Origin of the sequence: Pseudomonas sp. HPB0071 (assembly GCF_000478505.2) — a bacterium.
In the GTDB taxonomy this organism is placed as follows: Bacteria; Pseudomonadota; Gammaproteobacteria; order Pseudomonadales; family Pseudomonadaceae; genus Chryseomonas; species Chryseomonas luteola.
The window spans coordinates 2,081,284-2,102,327 of record NZ_KI517367.1 but is presented as its reverse complement, the minus strand read 5'-3'; the positions used below and the strand labels follow the sequence as shown (position 1 = coordinate 2,102,327).

15 protein-coding genes are annotated in these 21,044 nt (G+C 49.0%); 10 read left to right on the top strand and 5 right to left on the bottom strand.

Annotated elements, in window-relative coordinates:
- Positions 1-45: 45 nt before the first annotated feature.
- The 5 genes from HMPREF1487_RS09875 to HMPREF1487_RS09855 all read right to left on the bottom strand — a co-directional run bounded on the left by HMPREF1487_RS09875 (position 46) and on the right by HMPREF1487_RS09855 (position 8,817).
- The gene (locus tag HMPREF1487_RS09875; protein WP_010796496.1) at positions 46-1,362 is read right to left on the bottom strand and encodes a Na+/H+ antiporter family protein; all 1,317 of its coding nucleotides are present in this window, start codon (positions 1,360-1,362) and stop codon (positions 46-48) included.
- A gap of 138 nt (positions 1,363-1,500) precedes the next feature.
- Entirely contained in the window at positions 1,501-2,106 is a 606-nt protein-coding gene (locus HMPREF1487_RS09870) for a flavin reductase family protein (RefSeq protein ID WP_010796495.1), read from the bottom strand.
- 59 nt (positions 2,107-2,165) lie between these two features.
- Entirely contained in the window at positions 2,166-5,690 is a 3,525-nt protein-coding gene (locus tag HMPREF1487_RS09865) for an AAA domain-containing protein (RefSeq protein ID WP_010796494.1), read from the bottom strand.
- 193 nt (positions 5,691-5,883) lie between these two features.
- Entirely contained in the window at positions 5,884-7,707 is a 1,824-nt protein-coding gene (locus tag HMPREF1487_RS09860; protein WP_010796493.1) for a cation:proton antiporter, read from the bottom strand.
- Between the two features lie 237 nt (positions 7,708-7,944).
- Complete coding sequence (locus HMPREF1487_RS09855; RefSeq protein WP_010796492.1) at positions 7,945-8,817, bottom strand: alpha/beta fold hydrolase; 873 nt, start codon at positions 8,815-8,817, stop codon at positions 7,945-7,947.
- Between the two features lie 198 nt (positions 8,818-9,015).
- Between HMPREF1487_RS09855 and HMPREF1487_RS09850 the strand changes: the two genes are divergently transcribed.
- The 10 genes from HMPREF1487_RS09850 to HMPREF1487_RS09810 form a co-directional block, all read left to right on the top strand.
- Positions 9,016-9,726 carry a hypothetical protein gene (locus tag HMPREF1487_RS09850; RefSeq protein ID WP_010796491.1) on the top strand — a complete coding sequence of 237 codons (711 nt, stop codon included), beginning with the start codon at positions 9,016-9,018 and terminating at the stop codon, positions 9,724-9,726.
- Positions 9,727-10,001: 275 nt separating this feature from the next.
- Positions 10,002-10,331 carry a hypothetical protein gene (locus HMPREF1487_RS09845; RefSeq protein ID WP_010796490.1) on the top strand — a complete coding sequence of 110 codons (330 nt, stop codon included), beginning with the start codon at positions 10,002-10,004 and terminating at the stop codon, positions 10,329-10,331.
- Positions 10,332-10,563: 232 nt separating this feature from the next.
- Complete coding sequence (gene rep, locus HMPREF1487_RS09840; protein WP_010796489.1) at positions 10,564-12,576, top strand: DNA helicase Rep; 2,013 nt, start codon at positions 10,564-10,566, stop codon at positions 12,574-12,576.
- 111 nt (positions 12,577-12,687) lie between these two features.
- Positions 12,688-15,108, top strand: a complete 2,421-nt coding sequence (locus tag HMPREF1487_RS09835) for a rhamnan synthesis F family protein (protein ID WP_010796488.1) — start codon at positions 12,688-12,690, stop codon at positions 15,106-15,108.
- The gene (locus HMPREF1487_RS09830) at positions 15,105-16,043 is read left to right on the top strand and encodes an NAD-dependent epimerase/dehydratase family protein (protein WP_010796487.1); all 939 of its coding nucleotides are present in this window, start codon (positions 15,105-15,107) and stop codon (positions 16,041-16,043) included. Before HMPREF1487_RS09835 ends, HMPREF1487_RS09830 begins: the two co-directional genes overlap by 4 nt.
- Before the next feature lie 48 nt (positions 16,044-16,091).
- Entirely contained in the window at positions 16,092-16,706 is a 615-nt protein-coding gene (gene cysC, locus HMPREF1487_RS26750; protein ID WP_010796486.1) for an adenylyl-sulfate kinase, read from the top strand.
- 413 nt (positions 16,707-17,119) lie between these two features.
- Positions 17,120-17,938: an ABC transporter permease gene (locus HMPREF1487_RS09825; RefSeq protein WP_010796485.1), complete on the top strand. Its 819-nt coding sequence runs from the start codon at positions 17,120-17,122 to the stop codon at positions 17,936-17,938.
- Positions 17,928-19,304, top strand: coding sequence for an ABC transporter ATP-binding protein (locus HMPREF1487_RS09820; RefSeq protein WP_010796484.1), 1,377 nt, complete (start codon positions 17,928-17,930; stop codon positions 19,302-19,304). The genes HMPREF1487_RS09825 and HMPREF1487_RS09820 overlap by 11 nt, the downstream gene beginning before the upstream one ends.
- 1 nt (position 19,305) lies before the next feature.
- On the top strand, positions 19,306-19,977 hold the full coding sequence (locus HMPREF1487_RS09815; RefSeq protein WP_010796483.1) for a hypothetical protein: 672 nt from the start codon (positions 19,306-19,308) through the stop codon (positions 19,975-19,977).
- A 27-nt stretch (positions 19,978-20,004) separates the two neighbouring features.
- Positions 20,005-21,044 (top strand): sulfotransferase family protein (locus tag HMPREF1487_RS09810; protein WP_010796482.1); only part of this gene is annotated, 1,040 nt, incomplete at its 3' end.

The window sequence follows — 21,044 nt, the reverse complement described above, 5'->3', positions numbered from 1 at the left end:
AAAAAAGCCGCCTCGAATGGGCGGCTTTTTTATATGCAGCGAGGCTTACAACACCATCGCGGCAACCCAGCCGAATACCATCAGCGGCAGGTTGTAATGCAGGAAGGTGGGCACCACGGTATCCCAGATGTGGTTGTGCTGACCGTCCACGTTGAGACCGGCGGTTGGGCCAAGGGTGGAGTCAGACGCCGGCGAGCCCGCGTCACCCAAGGCGCCCGCGGTTCCGATCAGGGTCACGATAGCCAGCGGGCTAAAGCCCAGCTGCACGCTAAGCGGCACAAAGATCGCGGCAATAATCGGGACCGTCGAGAACGACGAACCAATCCCCATGGTGACCAGAAGGCCTACCAGCAGCATCAGGAATGCCCCTACCGCCTTGCTATGGCCAATCCAGTCCGCAGACGCATCCACCAGGCTCTTCACCTGTCCTGTTGCGGTCATTACCTCGGCAAAGCCCTGGGCGGTAATCATGATAAAGCCGATAGCCGCCATCATCTTCATGCCTTCGGTAAAGAGGTCATCCGACTCCTTCCACCGCACAACGCCGGAGGCCGAAAACACCAGAAAGCCAGCCAGTGCACCGATGATCATGGAGTCCAGCCACAGCTGTACGCTAAAGGCGACCGCAACCGCCACACCCGCCATCAGCAGACTCTTGGGGTTGTAGCTCGCCTCGACATGCTCGGCCTGCTCCAGCCGCGCCAGATCATAGACACGCTTGCGGCGATAGCTGAAAGAGGCGATTGCCAGCCCACACACCATCCCCAGCGCCGGAATGGCCATCGCGTGCGTGATGCTGATACCACTGATATCCACGCCCGCCTTTGCCACATTGGCCAGCAGGATATCGTTCAGGAAGATGGTGCCAAACCCCACCGGCAGAAACATGTAGGGCGTCACCAGACCAAACGTCATCACACAAGCAATCAGCCGACGGTCGATCTGCAGACGTGTCAGCACATACAGGAGCGGCGGAATCAGCAACGGAATAAACGCAATATGAATCGGCAGTATGTTTTGCGACGAAATGGAAACCGCCAGGATCAGGGCCATCAAGATCCATTTCACCATGCCGCCGCCCTTGTTCTCGCTGCGACCGACCATGACGAGCACCTTGCTCGCCAACGCATGTGCCAGCCCGGATTTGCTGATAGCGACCGCAAAGGCTCCCAACATGGCGTAGGACAACGCCACCGTGGCCCCTGAACCCAGCCCCGTATTGAAGGCCTTGAGCGTGCCATCCATTCCCAACCCGCCCAGCATCCCGCCGACGAGCGCACTGGCGACCATGGCGATCACCACGTTTACGCGGCACAGGCTGAGGACCAACATGAGTCCTACGGCCGCGACTACTGCATTCATTACCATCCTCCAGCGGAGTGCAAGCCTACCCAAAAAGGCGCGTACTCTGCCGTAATGCAGTAGATGGAGTCAAAAACGGATGCCGAAGTGCAGGCATCAAGGCTGACCCGACAGGCTGCCGGGCCGGTGAATGCGGGGCTATTCCTGTTTGGGGGACAGCGGCGTTCCCACCACCGAATCGCCAATCACCAGGAAATGTCCGCCCGCAATATGGTGCAGCGTGCGCAGCTCATCGTGCCCCTCGAATGACCAGTGCCCATCCTTGAAGACGCGCTCGTCGGCCTGGGCAGCAATCACCTCACCCAGGAACAAATCATACTGCTGCTCATTGTGCGGCTCCGGCAGCAGGCGGCACTCCAGCCACGCCACGCAGCCTTCCAGCAGCGGCGCTTCGGCCTGCTCACCGGTAAAGGTCTCCAGCCCATACAGCGCAAACTTATCCTTTCCGCCCCGATCCAGCTCGCGGCCCGACGTGGTTCCCACGGTCTGGGCGATGTCCGCCTGCGTTACCACCGGCACGTTCAGCACAAAGGTGCCGGACTGCTCCAGCAGCTCCCGCGTCCAGGTGGACTTATCCAGGACAACCGCCACCTTGGGCGGCTCGAAATCGATCGCCATCGCCCAGGCCGCCGCCATGATGTTGCGCTTGCCTTCGTGTGCCGCACTGACCAGCACCGTCGGCCCATGGTTAAGCAGCCGATAGGCCTTGGGGAGAGGAACGGGGCGGCGGGTTGATGTGGTCATGAAGGGGCTCCTTTAAAGTGGATCATATGTAGCTGCCTGCTCCTGTAATCAAGCCCTACTCAACGGTTACTTTCCTGTTGGAACCGCTTAGTCCGCTTACGCAAACTTTCGACTAGCGCCTCGATTTCATGCGCCATTTGTGGGCCGCGGTAAGCAAACGACGTCTCGTGATTAACGTATTGCTCATGGCGACTGGCACTGAACCAGTTGAACGAGCCGTTGCAGTACACGGTGTCATCACCAGTCAACGATTTGCTATGCACACGGTGCACAAAGAGGAGTTCAACTCCCTCCTGTCCAAGCGCATGCCGCGTTTTTTCCAACCGTTGCCATTGCTTTGCATTAGCCTCCGGGTCGGTCGCTTTTGTCACCCAGCCTGGGTCCGTATACACATGAATACGAACACCCCGCTGTACGGCCAAACGCATAGCCTCCATTGCTCCAATTTCATGAATACGGTCAAGGTTTATCCAAGGGGTTACTAGATGGACTTCCTGGCAGGCCTCATCAAAAAGCTTTAATAAAAAAGCGTCATGCTCGACCGCGTCACGCAGAACGGTCAGCCCGTGAGAAGCCCCACGCAAATCTGGCCGCGGTAGATACTCAAAGGACAACCGATTATCAGCTCGGGCGAAAAGGTAATGCGCCAAAAGACCGCGTGGCTGGCTTTTGGGTACAAGCTCGAATACATCCATGTCACCAAACACCAGGAAGCTATCCTTGGCTCGCGAAACCGCTACGTTCAACATACTTGGACTGCGATCGATAAAACCACCGTCAGCGTGCTTGGAATATACAGCGGAGAAAATAACGACGGGGCGTTCAGCACCCTGTAGCGAATGTACCGTACCTACTGTCATGCCATCCTTGCCACCCACAGCGATACCATGTTTTTCACAAGCATGTGCAATAGCAGCCACTTGCCCGCTAAAGGGCGTGACTACGCCAATAATGTCAGCCAGTGGTTTGTTATAGATACTCTCAAGCTCAGCTTTTTGTGATACCAGCCAAGCCGCCAAAGTGTCAGCTTCCAGCCTGTTTTGCCGGCTACCACCATGGCCCTGCTGACAGATCCCGTCAACGTGCAGATAGCCCAAGGCAGGCCACTGACTCTGAACGCTTTTGGGGCCTCGCCGTGGTATTAGCTTGTCGTGATAACAGAGCCGGTTGCAGTAGCGAATAATATCGTCATAACAGCGGCGGTGCTCGTACAGGAACATACCGCGGGCCAAGTTTGGGTCGTAATGGTAACGTGTGGCTTGCTGTGCGATTCGCATGACACTCCCGCTTGCAGCGGTCTTACCTAAGTCAGATAGCCGTTTGTAGAACTGTTCGTAAGTATCGGTGTTAATTAGTCCAGTACTGATTAAATTGCCAACATCTACGCGAGATGGAACCGACCAAATAGGCTCGATCTGCAAGGTATCGCCAATGACTAATGCCTGCCTCGCCAGGGCAAATGACGCACCAGCTACTTCAGGTAATACCTGACCCGCCTCGTCCACGATCAATAGATCGGCAAAGTCATACAGATAGTCCGTGCGGAAATCCTTGTCGGCGACATGCCGCTTGACGGCCATGAGGCTGGGTAACATGAAGAACGTTGACACCACACACGGCGTGAGCTTCATGCGACGATGCCAGCGGCGCTGCATGGCCTTGGGACCTTGACTGCGCCGCTCCTTTTCTACATCTAGCTCGCGCATTTCAAGTAACCAACGCCCCTCCCAATAGTGCGTTGCAAGCCGGAAGGCGTGAAAGCGGATCTGCGTATCGGCAAGCGCATCAGCTTCTGACAAGGTAAGCGTTTCTGCAGAACTGGAGATATTCAGTACAGCAAGAGCATCTTTCCAGCGCCCTAAAGCACGCTGCTCGGCTTGTTGCAGGAACTCGGCATTCAATATGCGCTGCCGCTGGACATGCTCAGCTTGTTTGGCATCTGACAAGCGCGTCTGCACGGTAGATTCAATGTGGTTAAGGCTCGTCCAGATAGGCGATTCCTCGTTTTCTCTAGGCCAATGCTCATGCACGAACAGACGCGCCCGGCGTAGTCGCTTTGCGGCTACTGGCGGTAGCCAAGCGAATAAGCCGTAAAATAGTGACTCATTAGCTCGCCATGCTTCCCATTGCTGCAACAGGTGTGCATAGCGTTGTACAGCCGCTTCGAGCTTGGCGGCCTGTTCGCGGCGCTGAGCCATGGTCTGCACCGGGTTTTCGCCTAGCTCGGCCTGTACTGCCATGCGTGCCTGTGCCAGAGCTGCCCATGCAGACTCCAGCGCTATTAACTTATCGGCCTCACCTTGCAGTTCCTTTCGTAGTCGCGCTACCAATACACCAACATCAGCGTCACCCAGCTCTGGAAATGCGATCCGTCCTGCCTTCAAATAATCAATTTCAGCTTGGTCAGCATATCCGGACGTTTCGACACGCTCGAAAAATGCACGAGTCTGATAGTGCTCCGTTTGTTTGCCTTCTTTGCCGATAGCGGGGAAATAAGCGCCAAAACTCTTTACCGAGGGTAACCAGCGTCCAGCCAGAGGCCCTTCTCCCTCAGCAAAGTCCTTACCAAAGGCATCGATTACATTAGTGACCGCCTGATTATTGGTGGAGGCTGCCACAATCACTGGAGGCTCGCCTCCAGCCAAAGCCGCGCGGGCCCAGAGGGTCGCGACAACCGACAGCAACATGGTTGTCTTACCTGTTCCCGGCGGGCCATTCACGGCCAGAATGTCTCCGTGCCGCGCCACTAACAAATGCGCCAGCGCATCTCGCTGAGCTTCAGCCAGGGGGAAAGTATTTCCAGAATGTGCCAACCGAGCGGAAAAGGCTGCATGTTTGGGCAAGCACGGTTCAGGCTCGCTTACCGTTTCGTTAGCGTAGGTATCAAACAACGGTACGGCGGGATTCGACTCGCGCAAGTGATCATATAGAGGCAGAACATGCTTATGGCTCGGACTAGAGAGCTGATTCTCTGGCAATAGCAGCCCATGATCCAAAGGCAGGAAGCCAGTATCGTCTGAAGAAAATCCCCGCCCAACCTTCTCCAGCAATCGCCGGCAAGCTTCAAGATATTTTGTCCACGCTTGCCTATAGCGCGCTACAGCCTGCTCATCATCTTCATCCTCGACAAATACCGTCACGGCCTCGAATGGATAAGTCGTCAAGTATGTATCTAGGTCGTCCATAGTCCCCAGCGCAAACGATCCCTGCTCAACGGGTTCTAGCAAATCACGTGGGATTACTGTACAGGCTTGCGGATATAGGCGTCCGTCACGCCTAAGACAAGCCTTGCTTAAAATCGGTGCAACAAATTCAGGAAGCCCTCGATTACGCTGCTTCCCATGTTCAAGCTTTACCTGATACAAAAGTGGCCGCACGATAACGTTGAGGCTATCTACCGAAGGCAACTGTTCCTCGAATAGCTTTTCGGTCAAGGGTAGCGGTAACCGCCCTTCGTATAGAATGTTTTTATCCAGCCGAGTGTATGCATTCAAATCATTTTTAGAGAGACTGCCACACCCTAATGCGGCATCAGCGAGAGAGTTACGCCAGTATTCGGCGAAGGTGCGAGATCTATCTTTCATGTCCTACCTTGGAGCGATGCATGGCCGTCTGCCATGCGGATTGTCGGGTAAATAATTGCCCGACCCTACCATCAATGTTCCAAAGCAAGTAATGCCCTTTGCTGAGTAAATGTTTACTTATTCAACAGAGTATTCTTCGCTAACCTATAGGTTAAAAGTTCTAAATGAGCTAAGAGCTGTGTTTAACTATCCATCATGCTGGCTCGCTTGATGCTAACTTCTGTACAGGTTCAATAAGTGCTACTACCGTCCAGCTTGCCTGGGGCTGCCAGCTGCTGTCCGGTGTGACGACACGGATCTTGTCCTGCGGGTCGCGGGCGAACAGTACCAGCGCCTTGCCTTCATGCAGCGCCTGATAGTCAGTCCAGCTAAAACCGTCCGTTAGCCGCGTGGTTCGGATCTCGTCTCCTCGCGCCAGTCGCCCGGCCAGCTGTGGATAGGTAAGGGCCGGACTGCCAAGCGCCTGACCACGGTGCTCTTCACTCGCGCGATGCTTATCGCTCCGCTGGCTGTCCTTGCCGCTGTACACGGTGTACAGCTCGTTGGCACCGAACTCATGGCGAAACCGCATGCTGGCGAGGGTGTTCAGTTCGCCCGCGGGAGATACGCCAAGCAGACGGCCGATCCCTACCAGATCCATATGCGCCTCGGCGTGCTGCGACGCCGGATTGCCAAAGTAGGTGGGCAGCTCGTCCATGCGCGCGCTACTGATGTTGTCCCAGTTCGAATCGGTCAACATGACGCGCACGCCCAGCTGTTGCAGGGCTTTGCCCAAGGCGCGAGCCACTGGGTTGGCGCCGATGATGAGAAAGCCGGTCGGCGCGGGTTCGGCCACCTTGAGCAGACGAGCAAGCGGACGAGCCGTTGCGCTTTGCAGCACCACCGTGCCGATGATGACTGCAAAGGTAAGCGGCACCAGTAAGGCGGCATCAGTATTCCCTTCGCTGGTCAGGCGGATCGCAAAGATTGCCGAGACGGCGGCCGCCACGATGCCACGCGGCGCAATCCAGCCCAGCAGCACCCGCTCGCGCCAGGACAGCGTCGACCCCCAGGTCGAGACCAGCACGTTCAGCGGTCGCGCCACGAACAGGATCACCAGCAGCAGGACGAGTACCGCAGGTCCTAGCGCCAGCAAGGCATTAAGGTCCAGCCGCGCCGCCAGGAGAATGAACAGCCCGGAAATGAGCAGGACGCTCAGGTTCTCCTTGAAATGCAGGATCTCCCGTACATCGACATCCTTCATGTTCGCCAGGCACATGCCCATCAGCGTAACCGCCAGGAGACCCGACTCATGCACAAAGTGATTGGATACGATGAAGACGCCCAACACCGCTGCCAGGCTCGCCAGGTTGTACAGGTAATCCGGCAACCACTGCCGCTTCAGTACCTGCCCCAGCAGCCAGCCTCCGGCCAGACCGAACACACAGCCGCACACAATCACTGCGGCAAACGTCGTCAGGCTCTGACTGACCCCGCTACCGGCATCCCGGGCGACCACAAAGCTGTACACCACTACCGCCAGCAGCGCGCCAATAGGGTCGATGACAATACCCTCCCAGCGCAGGATATTGGCCACCGACGCCCGGGGGCGCACCACCCTCAGCATCGGCACGATCACCGTCGGGCCGGTTACCAGCGTCATGCTGCCAAACAGCAGTGCTAGATCCCAGGCAAAGTCGAGCAGATAGTGGGTGGCAATGGTAATGACCGCCCACGTCACCAGTGCTCCGGCCGTCACCAGCCGATGCACCACACTGCCGATTTCCCGCCACTCGGACAGATGCAGCGTAAGGCTGCCTTCGAACAGGATCAGCGCCACCGCCATCGAGACGACAGGAAACAGGAGGGGTCCCAGCAGCGCCTGCGGATCGAGCCAGCCCGTGACCGGGCCAGCGAGGATGCCGCAGACCAGCAGAAACAAGATCGCCGGCAAGCGCAGCCGCCAGGCCAGCCACTGGCACATCAGGGCGATAATGCCGATACCGGCAAAAGCGAACAGGAGTTGTTGTTCGTGCATAGCGGTCCTTGGAATACGAGGGGGAAACATCAAGCGAGGAGCAGCACAGATGGCTGTCATGACTAGACCGTAGCGCCTTTGCGGCAATTCCTGACCTTACGTCGGCATCCCACCTGCCACGAATTGCGAGATAAAGGCCGGAAACGACAACGCCCCGAATCACTCGAGGCGTTGCAGGTATGCAAACTTAAACAGTCAGCCTGACGAGTGAGCCGACACCCTTCTTTTTATTCATGCCTATAAAAACGCCGTTACCTCATCCAATAACGCTTCCGGCACTTCTTCCGGCAAGTAATGCCCACCGGGTAGCGCCTTGCCCTGCACATCGGTCGCTACCTTTTTCCATTCTGCGAGCGGGTCAAAGCATTTGCCTACGATGCCGTTAGCGCCCCAGAGTGCAAGGGTGGGCATGGTCAGCATTCGATTGGCGGCGCGATCGGCGCGGTCGTGCTCAAGGTCAATCGTGGCGCTAGCCCGGTAGTCTTCGCAGATGCCTCTGGCCGTGCCGGGCAATTTGAGGCAGCGCAGATACTCTTCAAACGCGCCATCCATGAACGGTGCAAGGCCTGCGCTGCGAGTGCCCATAACGCTGCGCAGGTAGAGATCCGGGTCGGCGTCGATAAGGGTTTCTGGCAGCGGCGCCGGGCGGATCAGGAAAAACCAGTGCCAATAGGCGCGAGCAAAGGCTTCGTCGGTCTGGTTGTACATAGCCAGCGTAGGGGCGATGTCGAGCAGGATCATTCGCCGTACCGCGGCGGGGTGATCCATCGCCAGACGGTGGGCCACTCGGGCGCCGCGGTCATGGGCGAGCAGATCAAATGTGTCGAAGCCCAACGTTTGCATGAGCTCGATATTGTCTTGCGCCAGAGTGCGCTTGGCATACGTCAGGTGCTGCGGGTCAGCAGGCGGCTTGCCGCTATCGCCATAACCACGCAGGTCCGCCGCCACAACGGTGAATCGCTCAGCCAGTATAGGCGCTACCTTGCGCCAGATAATATGCGTTTGCGGATGCCCATGCAGCAGGAGCAATCCCGGCCCACTGCCCCCGATCCGGTAGGCAATATCAATACCGTTGACATGGCACTGCGCTTTTTGAAAACCAGAGAACATGGGTGGGCGCTCCAGGTTAAGGTCGGGTTTATCCGGTGTACCGATTAGCGGCCCCGTTGAAAAGAACCGGTGCCCAAAAGATGGCCGACACCTTGGTTTACCCATCGTTGGCAAACGGCCATTATTTTTTTTGCCAAGAGCGATTTATTTCACATTTTTGCACTCAAAGGGGCTCCGTCACTCATACCCTAAAACAATATGAGACTACCTACTCTCCTTTCCCGCCCCTTACTGAACGCGCTGGCCTTCACGACCTTAGCCTTGGGGAGCCATGCGGCGCTGGCTGCCGAGCCGTCTACCGCTACGCCGGTAGCCGTCAGTCAGGTGAACACCTCTGTTACCAGCTCCATCAATGACTTCACTAATGAGGACTGGCAGAACGGGGTCTATCGCAAGGCCGCAGGCTTTTCGATTCCGGCCACGCAGACTAACCAGAATGCGTTCAAGCCTGGAGCAAAGGTGCTCTTGGCAACGGGCGCGGTTGTGGCGGTCAAGCAGGTGCAGGTTGGCGACAAGAACATGGCCGTGTGGGTAGAGGGTCCGCTGCTGGATGGCAGCACCGTAGGTTATCCGCGTCGGCTGACGGTTGGGCTCAATGGCGGCGATCCCGTCCCGCCCAAGGTCGTGCCGCAGGAAGAGTTCAGCACGCGTATCAATAACCTTACGAACGAGGACTGGCTCAAAGGCGTGTATCGAAAGGCAGCCGGCTTTTCCATTCCCGTTACCACCATGAACCGCAAGGGCTTCAAGCCCGGCGCAATCGTTCGCCTGGGGGATGGGCAAGAGCTGCTGGTGAAATCCGCCCAGGTAGTGGGGACAAGCATGGCGGTGTTTCTGGACAGTCCCGTATTGAATCCAGAATTGGTGGGATATCCGAAAAGACTGAGGTTCATAGCACCCGCACCTTGATAGAGTGCAGGCGTGATTGGAAGGAGGCGCTTGGCACGGCCATGCCGGATGCCTTTTCCTTGATGGGTATCGCTTCGCTTAACCCATCCTATAAGGATGGCAGCGTCGCGGTAAGATGGATGGAGTGTAACGATATCCATCGCTGGCTAGCGCCCGTTACGCTTATAGAAGCAATACAATATGCAACTTTGGTAAGAATGCTGAACATACGCGATAGATGCAGCTCTACTCTAACGCTTACTCATTAGCCTAGCTGGCAAGGATGTCACACCTAAATGGCTATTTTGCTTGTCTGCGCGGTGGTGGCACTGTTCTGTTTCTTGTTAATTCGTGAAGGCGACAGATCAAAAAATAAACAGCTGGCGAAAGATATCAATCCGTTATTTCTCAACGTCCTGCGCCAACATAACGTACATACCTTCGAAATTCTTCAAGACAAGCTTTACCCTGGCATCAGCACTGGACCTAAACAAAAACCGTTCGAGGTCCATCGCATCCTGTATGACAAGCAAGGCCGATATTTCCTTTACCTTCAAATACAAGACTCGCCCCCTACGCTGATGGCAATTTCCAAGGAGCGAGCACTGCGGGCAATTGGACGCTAAGTTGTAAGTGCCAGGAGTGCCGTAGTGCTTAAACGGAACGACGGCTGATACGTCTTGGTGCTGCCTGGATATATCAGACGCCTCCCCCCTTGATGGGTATCGCCTTGCCTACGGGTCAGGTGCTTCGATCCAGGCTGCGGCGCTATATGATTACCGTCAGCCAACCGGTGCCCTATCGTGCCATCACCGCTGGTAGAATGCGCCGCCTGTTCCACCAGCCCTCGATGTCTCCATGTCCCGATTGAATCCTCGTCAACAGGAAGCCGTAAATTACATCAGCGGGCCGCTCCTGGTGCTGGCCGGTGCCGGTTCCGGCAAGACCAGCGTGATCACCCGCAAGATCGCCTACCTGATTCAGCAGTGCGGTATCCGCGCCCAGTACATTTGTGCCGTGACCTTTACCAACAAGGCCGCGCGGGAGATGAAGGAGCGGGTCAGCAGCCTGTTGCGTGGCGGGGAAGGCAAGGGTCTGACCGTATCGACCTTCCACAACCTGGGCCTGAACATTATCCGCAAGGAATACGCCAAGCTGGGTTACAAGCCGGGCTTCTCCATCTTCGATGAGGGCGACATCAAGGCGCTGCTTACGGACATCATGCAGAAGGAGTATTCCGGAGACGACGGCGCCGATGAGATCAAGAACTACATCGGCAACTGGAAGAATGACCTCGTGCTGCCTGAGGAAGCGCTGGCCAAGGCCCGTACGCCCAAGGAGCAGACGGCCGCTGTGGTGTACCTGCATTATCAGCGCACGCTCAAGGCCTATAACGCTGTAGACTTTGACGACCTGATCCTGCTGCCGGTCAAGCTCTTCCAGGACAACCCAGACGTGCTGGAAAAGTGGCGCAACCGCATCCGTTACATGCTGGTGGACGAATACCAGGACACCAACGCGAGCCAGTACCTGCTGGTCAAACTTCTGGTGCAGGATCGCGCGCAGTTCACCGTGGTGGGCGACGATGACCAGTCCATTTATGCGTGGCGTGGGGCACGGCCGGAAAACCTCATGCAGCTCAAGGATGACTTTCCTTCGCTCAAGGTCGTGATGCTGGAGCAGAACTATCGCTCCACCAGCCGTATTCTCAAGTGCGCAAATATCCTGATCGCCAACAACCCGCACGTATTCGAAAAGCAGCTGTGGAGCGAGATGGGTCATGGTGATCCGATCCGTGTGATCCGCTGCCGCAACGAGGATGCCGAGGCCGAGCGCATCGCGCTGGAAATCCTTACCCTGCACCTGAAGACGCAACGACCATACTCGGACTTTGCCATCCTCTACCGGGGCAACCACCAGGCCAAGCTGATGGAGCTCAAGCTCCAGCACCATCAGATTCCGTATCGGCTGTCGGGCGGCACGAGCTTCTTTTCCCGTCAGGAGGTAAAGGACCTGATGTCCTATTTCCGCCTGCTGGTAAACCCGGACGATGACAACGCCTTTTTGCGTGTGATCAACGTACCGCGCCGCGAGATCGGCTCGACAACGCTTGAAAAGCTTGGCAACTACGCCACGCAGCGGCAGATCTCCATGTATGCCGCAGCCGACGAGATGGGGCTGTCCGAGCACTTGGATGCGCGCTACACCGAGCGCCTTGCCCGCTTCAAGCGCTTCATTGATGGCGTGCGCCAGCAGTGCGCTCAGAACGATCCGATCATGGCGTTGCGCAGCATGGTCATGGACATCGACTACGAGAATTGGATTCGCCAGAACGCCTCCAGCGACAAGGTGGCCGAATTCCGCATGGGCAACGTCTGGTTCCTGATCGACGCGCTGAAGAACACGCTCGAAAAGGACGAAGACGGCGACATGACCATCGAAGAGGCCATCGCCAAGCTGGTCCTGCGGGACATGCTTGAACGCCAGCAGGAAGAAGAGGAAGGCGCCGATGGTGTGCAGATGATGACGCTGCACGCCTCCAAGGGTCTGGAGTTTCCCTACGTGTTCATCATGGGCATGGAAGAGGAAATCCTTCCGCACCGCTCCAGCATCGAGACGGACAGCGTGGAGGAAGAGCGCCGTCTGGCCTATGTAGGTATTACCCGCGCTCGCCAGACGCTGGCCTTCACCTTTGCCGCCAAGCGAAAGCAATACGGCGAGGTAATTGATTGCACCCCGAGCCGTTTCCTTGATGAACTACCACCTGAAGACCTAGAGTGGGAAGGACAGGAAGATGCTCCGGTAGAAGTCAAAGCGGCGCGGGGCAATGACGCACTGGCTGCGATGAGGGCAATGCTAAGACGAGGATAAGAGTTTAAATCAGAAAGGTGCGCTGCTATTACATTAGAAACAATGCTTTCTTAAAATTTTAATATAGTTATATTGTTTAGCTTAAAGAAGCCTAACAAAGCGAGCTTATAAATGATTGGAAGAAGTAGTCTAACAAAGGCTATAAGAGGCAGCGTTTCATATTTTATTCTTTATATTATGGGAAAATATAAAGATCTAAATAGTAATTTTTATGTACAACACTATCCGGATGTAAAACTAGCTGGCATTCATCCAGCAGAACATTATTTAAGATTTGGAATACAAGAAAAGCGCATAGGTAAGCCTATATCGCTAGATTTTTTAATTGAGCTAAAAAATATAGCTACAGATAAAGAGACGATATTGATTGTGGGCCATGAGGCTTCTCTCACAGGGGCCCCAATATTAACTCTTAATCTAATAAAAAAAATGTCAATCCGTTATAACATCATAACGATCCTTTTGAATGACGGATACATATTTAAAAATTTCAAAGAAGAGAGCTCAGTCGTAATCGGACCTCTGATTTTAAAAGAAAGTGATCTCCCTTTCAAACTAGCTATAGAAGAAGTCACAAAAAAAACTGCCATAAAATATGCTTTAATAAACAGCGTTGAATCTAGATTTGTACTACCAGTGCTGGCTAGGAAATATATTCCTACAGTAATACTATTGCATGAATTTTTTGCATATACAAAACCAAGTCAAGCGTTTAGGGAAGCATTGTTTTGGGCAGGAGAAAGTGTTTTTTCAACAAAGCTCACCCAGGAAAGCGTAATTGAAGCATATAAGGATTTAAATGAGCACTCATATCCTATAATTCCACAGGGAAAATGCCTTACTCCTATCATTCAGGATGAAAACATCAAAAAGCGCCATAATTTAAAATATAAAAATCTCTTTCGAGAGAAAAAGACGGAAAACAACTTTATCGTGCTAGGTGTTGGAACAGTACAGCTTAGAAAAGGAGTAGATCTATTTATAGAGTGTGCTGCAAAAACAATCCAATCATCTAAATTGAATTTTCACTTCATTTGGATCGGCAAGGGTTACGATCCAGAATACGATACAAATTACTCTGTGTACTTAGAAGATCAGATCAAAAGGCATAATTTGATTGGAAAGATTTCCATTATTCCAGAAACTTCTCCCTTAGATGAATTGTATAAACTATCTGATGCTTTATTAGTAACTTCAAGACTAGATCCTTTGCCTAATGTAGCTATTGATGCTTTGCAATTAGGGCTGCCCGTTCTCTGTTTTGACAAGGCTACGGGAATTGCGGACTTTATGAAAGAAGTTAGCCTTTCGGAAACTTGCGTAGCTAAATATCTCGATACATTAGATTTAAGTAAAAAGCTGGTGTCGCTTTTAGATTCAGAAAGCCTATATCAGCAAGTTTCAAAAAAATGCATGGATTCATCAAAAAAATATTTTAATATGGATCAATACATTTATAAATTAGAGCTTATTGCAGAAAAAGCAGAGAAAAAATTTAAACAAGAGCAAAAGGATGTAGAAACCATATTAAATCATGGCAACTTGAATCCAAATTTTTATTCACCACACGCCACCAAATTTATACATAATGTAGTAAGAACCTATGTAAGAGCTTGGGCAAGTAGTATTGGTAAAAGGAAGCCGTTGCCAGGTTTTCATCCTGGGATCTATCTAGAGGAACATGGATTGTCAGATATGGATGCTGATCCGTATGCGGATTACTTAAGATCAGGTAGCCCAAAAGGCCCATGGGCATATAAAGTTATCACTCCAATAGATTGTTACTCTAGAGAAAACTCTACAACCATACACGTTAAAGCTGCCCTGCATATACATGCTCATTATCCTGAACTGCTTCCTAATATCATAGACAGAGTAAATCAAAACGATACAAAGCCTGACCTATATATAAGTGTGAACAGTGAAGAAGCATACAAATTAGTAGACGAATTCCTCTCAAAATACAAAGGCCATGTAAATACCATTAAAATCATCCCGAACAAGGGAAGAGATATAGCACCGCTGCTTACCACTTTTAGAGAGGATATTCAGAAATATGAGATAATAGGTCATATACATACAAAAAAAACCGCAAATATAAAAGATAATAAAATTGGAGAAATGTGGCTTTTATTCTTACAAGAAAATCTTTTAGGAGACAAATCTAAAAAGATGATAGATATAATTCTCAGTGAGTTTAAGAAAGAGCCTGCTTTAGGTTTAGTTTTTCCTGAAGATCCAAATGTTATTGGCTGGAGTGCTAATAAAAGTTATGCAGAGCTATTAAAGAAGAGCCTAAAACTCTCAAACTTACCTAGTAACTTCAATTTTCCTATAGGTACAATGTTTTGGGCCCGTGTTAATGCTCTTAGCCCCTTATGGGATTTAAAGCTCGAGTGGTCTGACTATCCTGAAGAGCCGTTACCTTATGATGGCTCAATCTTACATGCTCTGGAAAGAATTTTTCCACTAGTAGTTTCTTCAACCAACCACTATAGTGCTGTAACTCACGTAGAAGGGGTAACCAGATGAAAATAGTTATTTTTGGTGGTGGTGGTTTTATCGGATCCGCTATAGCAGATCGGTTATTAAAAGATGGGCATAGTATTAGAATATTTGAACGTCCAAGAGTACAGCCTTATCGCAAATTTACTTCAGCAGAAAAAATCGAGTGGCTGACAGGTGATCTTATGAGCACCCATGATGTTAGTGAAGCTATTGAAGATAGTGATATTGTATACCATTTAGTTTCTACGACATTACCTAAAAGCTCTAACGATGATCCTATTTATGATGTTCAAACAAACCTGGTTGCTACTCTACAAATGCTCAATGCGATGGTGGCTCAAAGAGTAAAACGCATTGTATTTATTTCCTCCGGCGGGACCGTTTATGGGCCTCCAAACTACCTACCTATTGATGAACGTCATCCCACTGAACCGTTAGTTTCTTATGGAATAACGAAGCTTGCGATAGAAAAGTACCTAATGATGTATGAGTATCTGCACGGTATCCGAGCTCATATTCTGCGCGTGACTAATCCTTTTGGGGAAAGACAGCGTGTCGAAACTGCTCAAGGTGCAGTCGGGGTATTTCTAAGTAGGGCTCTACAAGGTAAAAAACTGGATATTTGGGGTGACGGCACAGTTACCCGTGACTATCTCTATGTTGGAGACGTTGCGGAGGCCTTTGCAAAAATAGTCCATTACAATGGTTCTAAGTCGGTTTTTAATATAAGTTCAGGAAGAGGGATCAGTCTAAATCAATTAATAGGCCTGATTGAAGAGGTTCTAGGAAAGCCTATAGATTGCACCTATTTACCTAGACGCCCTTTCGACGTACCAGTGAGCGTTTTAGGTAACAGTCTAGCTCAACATGAGCTTGGATGGTCTCCAAAGGTTGATTTAAAGAATGGTATAAAAAGAACTGCTGAGTGGATGAAAAATGAATTAGAAGGAAAAAATTAAAGCACCGGAAAACATTAATATTTATCTTCAATCTAACAGGCATATAAATTGAAAAAAGAAAATAATCTCGTTTGGCAAAAAAGCCTTGTTATTCCCGAGCAGCGCGCAAGAATACTAAGGCAAAAACCTATAACATTATGGCTCACGGGCTTAAGTGGGTCAGGAAAGTCCACCATAGCATTTGAATTAGAAAAAGAACTTCTTTCACAAAATAAATTAGCTTTTGTATTAGATGGCGACAACTTAAGACATGGACTATGCAAAGATCTTGGATTCACTGGAACCGATAGATCTGAAAATATAAGACGCGTCGCCGAGGTCTCTCGCCTTATGAATGACTCAGGCCTTATAGTAATAAGTGCGTTTATTTCTCCCCTACAAAAAGATAGAGATCTAGCACGAGAGATAATAAAACCTTCACGATTCCGAGAAGTTTACATAAGTACCAGCTTGGAAGTTTGTGAAAAAAGAGACGTTAAAGGGCTTTATAAAAAAGCTAGAGAAGGAGTTTTAGATAACTTTACCGGCATCAGCTCTCCTTATGAGAAACCTGTTTCTCCTGATTTTATCTTTGATACCAGCGCAATCAGCATATCAGAATGCACAAAAAAATTACTTGAACATATTAACATGCATTCTAAAGATTTCTGGCCTATTAACTGACAAATAATGGAAATTTTATTCCCGATATAATAGGCCCTAACAAATATTTTGAAAATACAGCTAGTCGATGACACCCGCGTACGCAGAAATATTTTATCTTTGATCTTGCTATTATAATAACCTTTAACGCTCAGCCTAATTTAATAATAAGCTAACCTAACTGGGTCTAGCACATACCAAGATCCGGACGCATTAGGCCCCAATCTTATACAGTGACTTTCTGCAGGCATAGCCCAAATCCTAAAAATCAAGCCGATCTAGAACAAAAAGACGACTGATTAAAGCATCAATAAGCATTTACTCTGTAAAAGCTTAGCAACAGCCTACCTATCGACAAAAATAAAAAAAATTTGATAAACCTATACGAATTTTATTAGCCTTATGAAAAAGCTTAACTAAAAAGGTCTTTCTCTATGCGCGTGTTTCCTGCTGGCCCTGCTGAGATCTTAAGGAGCTTATGGGGGAACAAACACCTCATTAAAGCTTCAACGAAGCGTGAGGTTCTAGGCCGCTATCGTGGCTCCGCCCTAGGCATCCTGTGGTCGCTTTTTAATCCTTTATTTATGTTAGCAGTTTATACATTTGTCTTTAGCATAGTTTTTAAGGCTAGATGGAATGTAGAAAGTAGCTCCAAAACCGAATTTGCTCTCGTACTTTTCTCGGGCCTTATTGTTTTCAATATATTTGCCGAGTGCATAACCAGAGCTCCTAACCTTATTTTAACTAATGCTAACTATGTTAAAAAGGTTGTTTATCCTTTAGAAATACTGCCCTTGATAATATTAAACTCAGCAATGTTTCATGCTCTTGTCAGCTTAGTTGTTTGGCTAGCTGCATATTGTATTTTCTTTGGGACGCCCCATATCACCATATTATGGCTTCCATTAATATTAATACCATTTATGATGTTCATCATGGGACTAAGCTGGGCACTTGCCTCTTTAGGAGTTTACTTAAGAGACTTTTCTCAATTCATTGGCATCATTACTATGGTATTAATGTTCCTTTCCCCTATTTTTTATCCTGTTACCGCTCTTTCAGAAGATCTACGTCCGCTACTGTACCTAAATCCGTTAACACCCGTAATAGAGCAGACTAGAGATATCTTGTTCTGGGGAAAGACACCTAACTTAACCTTATTAGGGATATATTGGTTAACAACCTCAATTATCGCTTGGTTGGGCTTCGCTTGGTTTCAAAAAACACGTAAGGGTTTCGCTGATGTCCTCTGAAATTTCAATCAAAGTAGATAACTTGAGCAAGTGTTATCATATATATGATCAACCTAGGGATCGACTCAAACAATTTATTCTTCCTCGCCTGCAGAAAATGTTAGGAGTAAACCCAAAACAATATTTCCGTGAGTTTTGGGCTTTAAATAACGTTTCCTTCGAAGTAAAAAGAGGCGAAACAGTAGGAATCGTAGGGCGCAACGGGGGAGGTAAGTCAACCTTGCTGCAGCTGATCTGTGGAACGTTAAATCCTACACATGGGACAGTTGAAACAAAAGGAAGAATAGCTGCTTTGTTAGAGCTAGGGTCCGGCTTTAACCCTGAGTTTACTGGACGAGAAAATGTCTATATGAACGCAGCAGTATTAGGCCTAAGCACTAGCGAAGTAGACGCCCGCTTCGATGACATTGCCAGCTTTGCAGACATTGGAAATTTTATTGAGCAGCCAGTAAAAAAATACTCCAGCGGCATGATGTTACGCTTGGCTTTTGCAGTCCAAGTTGCCATCGATCCCGACATATTAATTGTTGATGAAGCTCTTGCTGTAGGGGATGAAAAGTTCCAACGTAAATGTTTTTCTCGCTTGGAAGATTTGAAAAGCAAAGGCACATCAGTTCTTTTTGTATCACACTCAGCTTCCAGCATTATCGAACTATGCGATAGAGCATTATTAATAGATGGAGGCTCTAGACTAATGTATGGGGTCGCGCCTCAGATAGTTCGTTCCTACCAGAAACTAATTTATGCTCCACCCTCTGAGTATGAAAGGCTGATCAACTGTTATAAAAAAGCTGATAATGAAGGGGATTTAGAAAGCATAGATAAGCTTACAAATTCTTTAACAGCAGATAATTCGGTAAAAACTGCAAGATCTAGTACTGAATTTTTTGACGCTGGCTTAGTGCCTGAGACAACAACTGTTTATCCAACTCAGGGCGCGGAAATAAAGTCTTTTGATATATATGACGCCAAACATAATAAAGTTAATATACTTGAACGCGGAGAAACCTATAGGATTGAAGTCTCAGGGGAGTTTCATGATAATTTTTCAGGCCTATTTTGGGGTATACACATAAAAACAATTTCTGGAACAGTTGCTACAGGCCAGAGATACCCTGAAGAAGGCAAATTTTATGAAAACATAAAGTCTGGTAGTACCTTTAAAATAAGCTTTTATTTTACAATGAACTTATTATCAGGTATCTATTTTGTGGGCGGAGGGATATGGTCGGCTCACGAGCCTGAATGTCCACATCGAATATTAGACGCAATCATGTTTAGGGTTCTCCCCCCAGACTATTCGGGCTCATTTGGAACAGCTGATCTGATGGCAGAAATTCCCTCTTTAGAAATTAGTAGAGGCTAAAGTGTCTGGAAAGCATTTAATTGCTCTTGGTGACTCTCATTTAGAGGTCCTCGAGTTTGCCGCTGAGCTTAATATTCTAAATATAGAAACTAGTAATTTTTCTATAGTTCCTGGTGCAACGGTTATAGGATTGCGAAACCCAAACTCGTTAACAGACGCTATAAATATATTTAAAAGCAAGCTAATATCTCAACCTTTAAATTCTTACATTCTTATTCAATTGGGTGAAGTCGATTGTGGCTTTGTCATGTGGTGGCGAGCTAAAAAATACTCAGAAAGCATTGAGAATCAATTTAAAGAATCTATAAAAGCATATAGCAGCTTTGTAAATTACTTACTAAAGTTTGGCTTTCATAAAATATGTATAACAGGGGCCAGCCTGCCCACAATTCGTGACGGCTTAGATATGGGCGAAGTAGCGAACAAGCGAAGCGAAATCAATATAAGCATAAAAGATCGCACCGATCTAACCATGAGATACAATTTCGCTTTAGAGAGGCTAGCTGGTAGTTTAGACCTCCACTATTTTGATATAACAAACGCAATATTAGATCGCTCTAAAAACACTGTACACGAGTTTTATAGAAATACTGACATATTTGACCACCATTTAGACAAAGCAAAGACTGTCGGTATATGGGCATCAAAATGCAATGATTTTTTAAACACTTAAACAATATCATAAACTATTGGTAGAGAAATGTCTAAGCAAAATAACTTATCAATTTTCAACGATAAAAATTTAACAGAATATTTAAAGTGGAACAGCTACCTTTCTGAAAAACACAAGCTTTTATATATTGCCACACCCAAAGCAGCGTGCACTTCTCTTAAATGGTGGTTTGCCACTCTCGAAGGATATTCAAAGAAGCTAAACGAAAAGATAGAAAGCTCCGAATCAGATCCAGAATTATCTATACATGACACTTTTTATAAAGTAGCTCCAAATGTAACAGGCCTTTCGGCGCAAGATCTTTCAGAGCCTCTCTTATCTGATTCTTATTTTCGATTCGCTGTTGTAAGAAACCCATACAAAAGAATTTTTTCTGCTTGGCAGTCTAAATTATTACTTAGAGAGCCGCTGCAAATATCACCTTACTTGAAGTACGATTTCTTTTATAGACCAATTAAAGAACTAAATGATATATCTATTGCTTTTGAGGAGTTTCTTGAACATTTAATTAATAACGAAGCGCCCTCATACTGGGACTATCACTGGACTCCACAAGCAGACTTACTCCGGCCTGACTTAATCAATTATTCAAAGCTAGTGCGCATTGAGGATAGAGAAGAGCTCAATAAGGCTTTAATCAAAAGGCTTGGTGAATACGCACCAAGCCCATTTTCTGGCCGCCGCACAAATGAAAGCTTAATACCTTATTTACCTGAAATTATTACGGATAGAGCGTCTGAGCTTATTTGCAAACTCTATGCAAAAGATTTTGATATCTTTGGATATGACACTCATCCTCCTAAAGCAAGTGAAAAATTTTCAGAGGAGCAATTTGACCTCACCTTAAAAGCAATTAAACTCATCAGAGGACGGCATCAAAAACTAGCCGAGCGAAATGATCAAATTGTCCATTTAAGGGAAGTAGTAAACTTTAAAACTGAAGAAGCTATAAAGCTTAGCCAGGCCGTAGTTGCGCGCGACGGACAGATAACCGAGCTTAGCCAGGCCGTTATTGACCGTGACAGCAAGGTAGCTGAGCTTAGCCAGGCCGTAGTCGCGCGCGACGG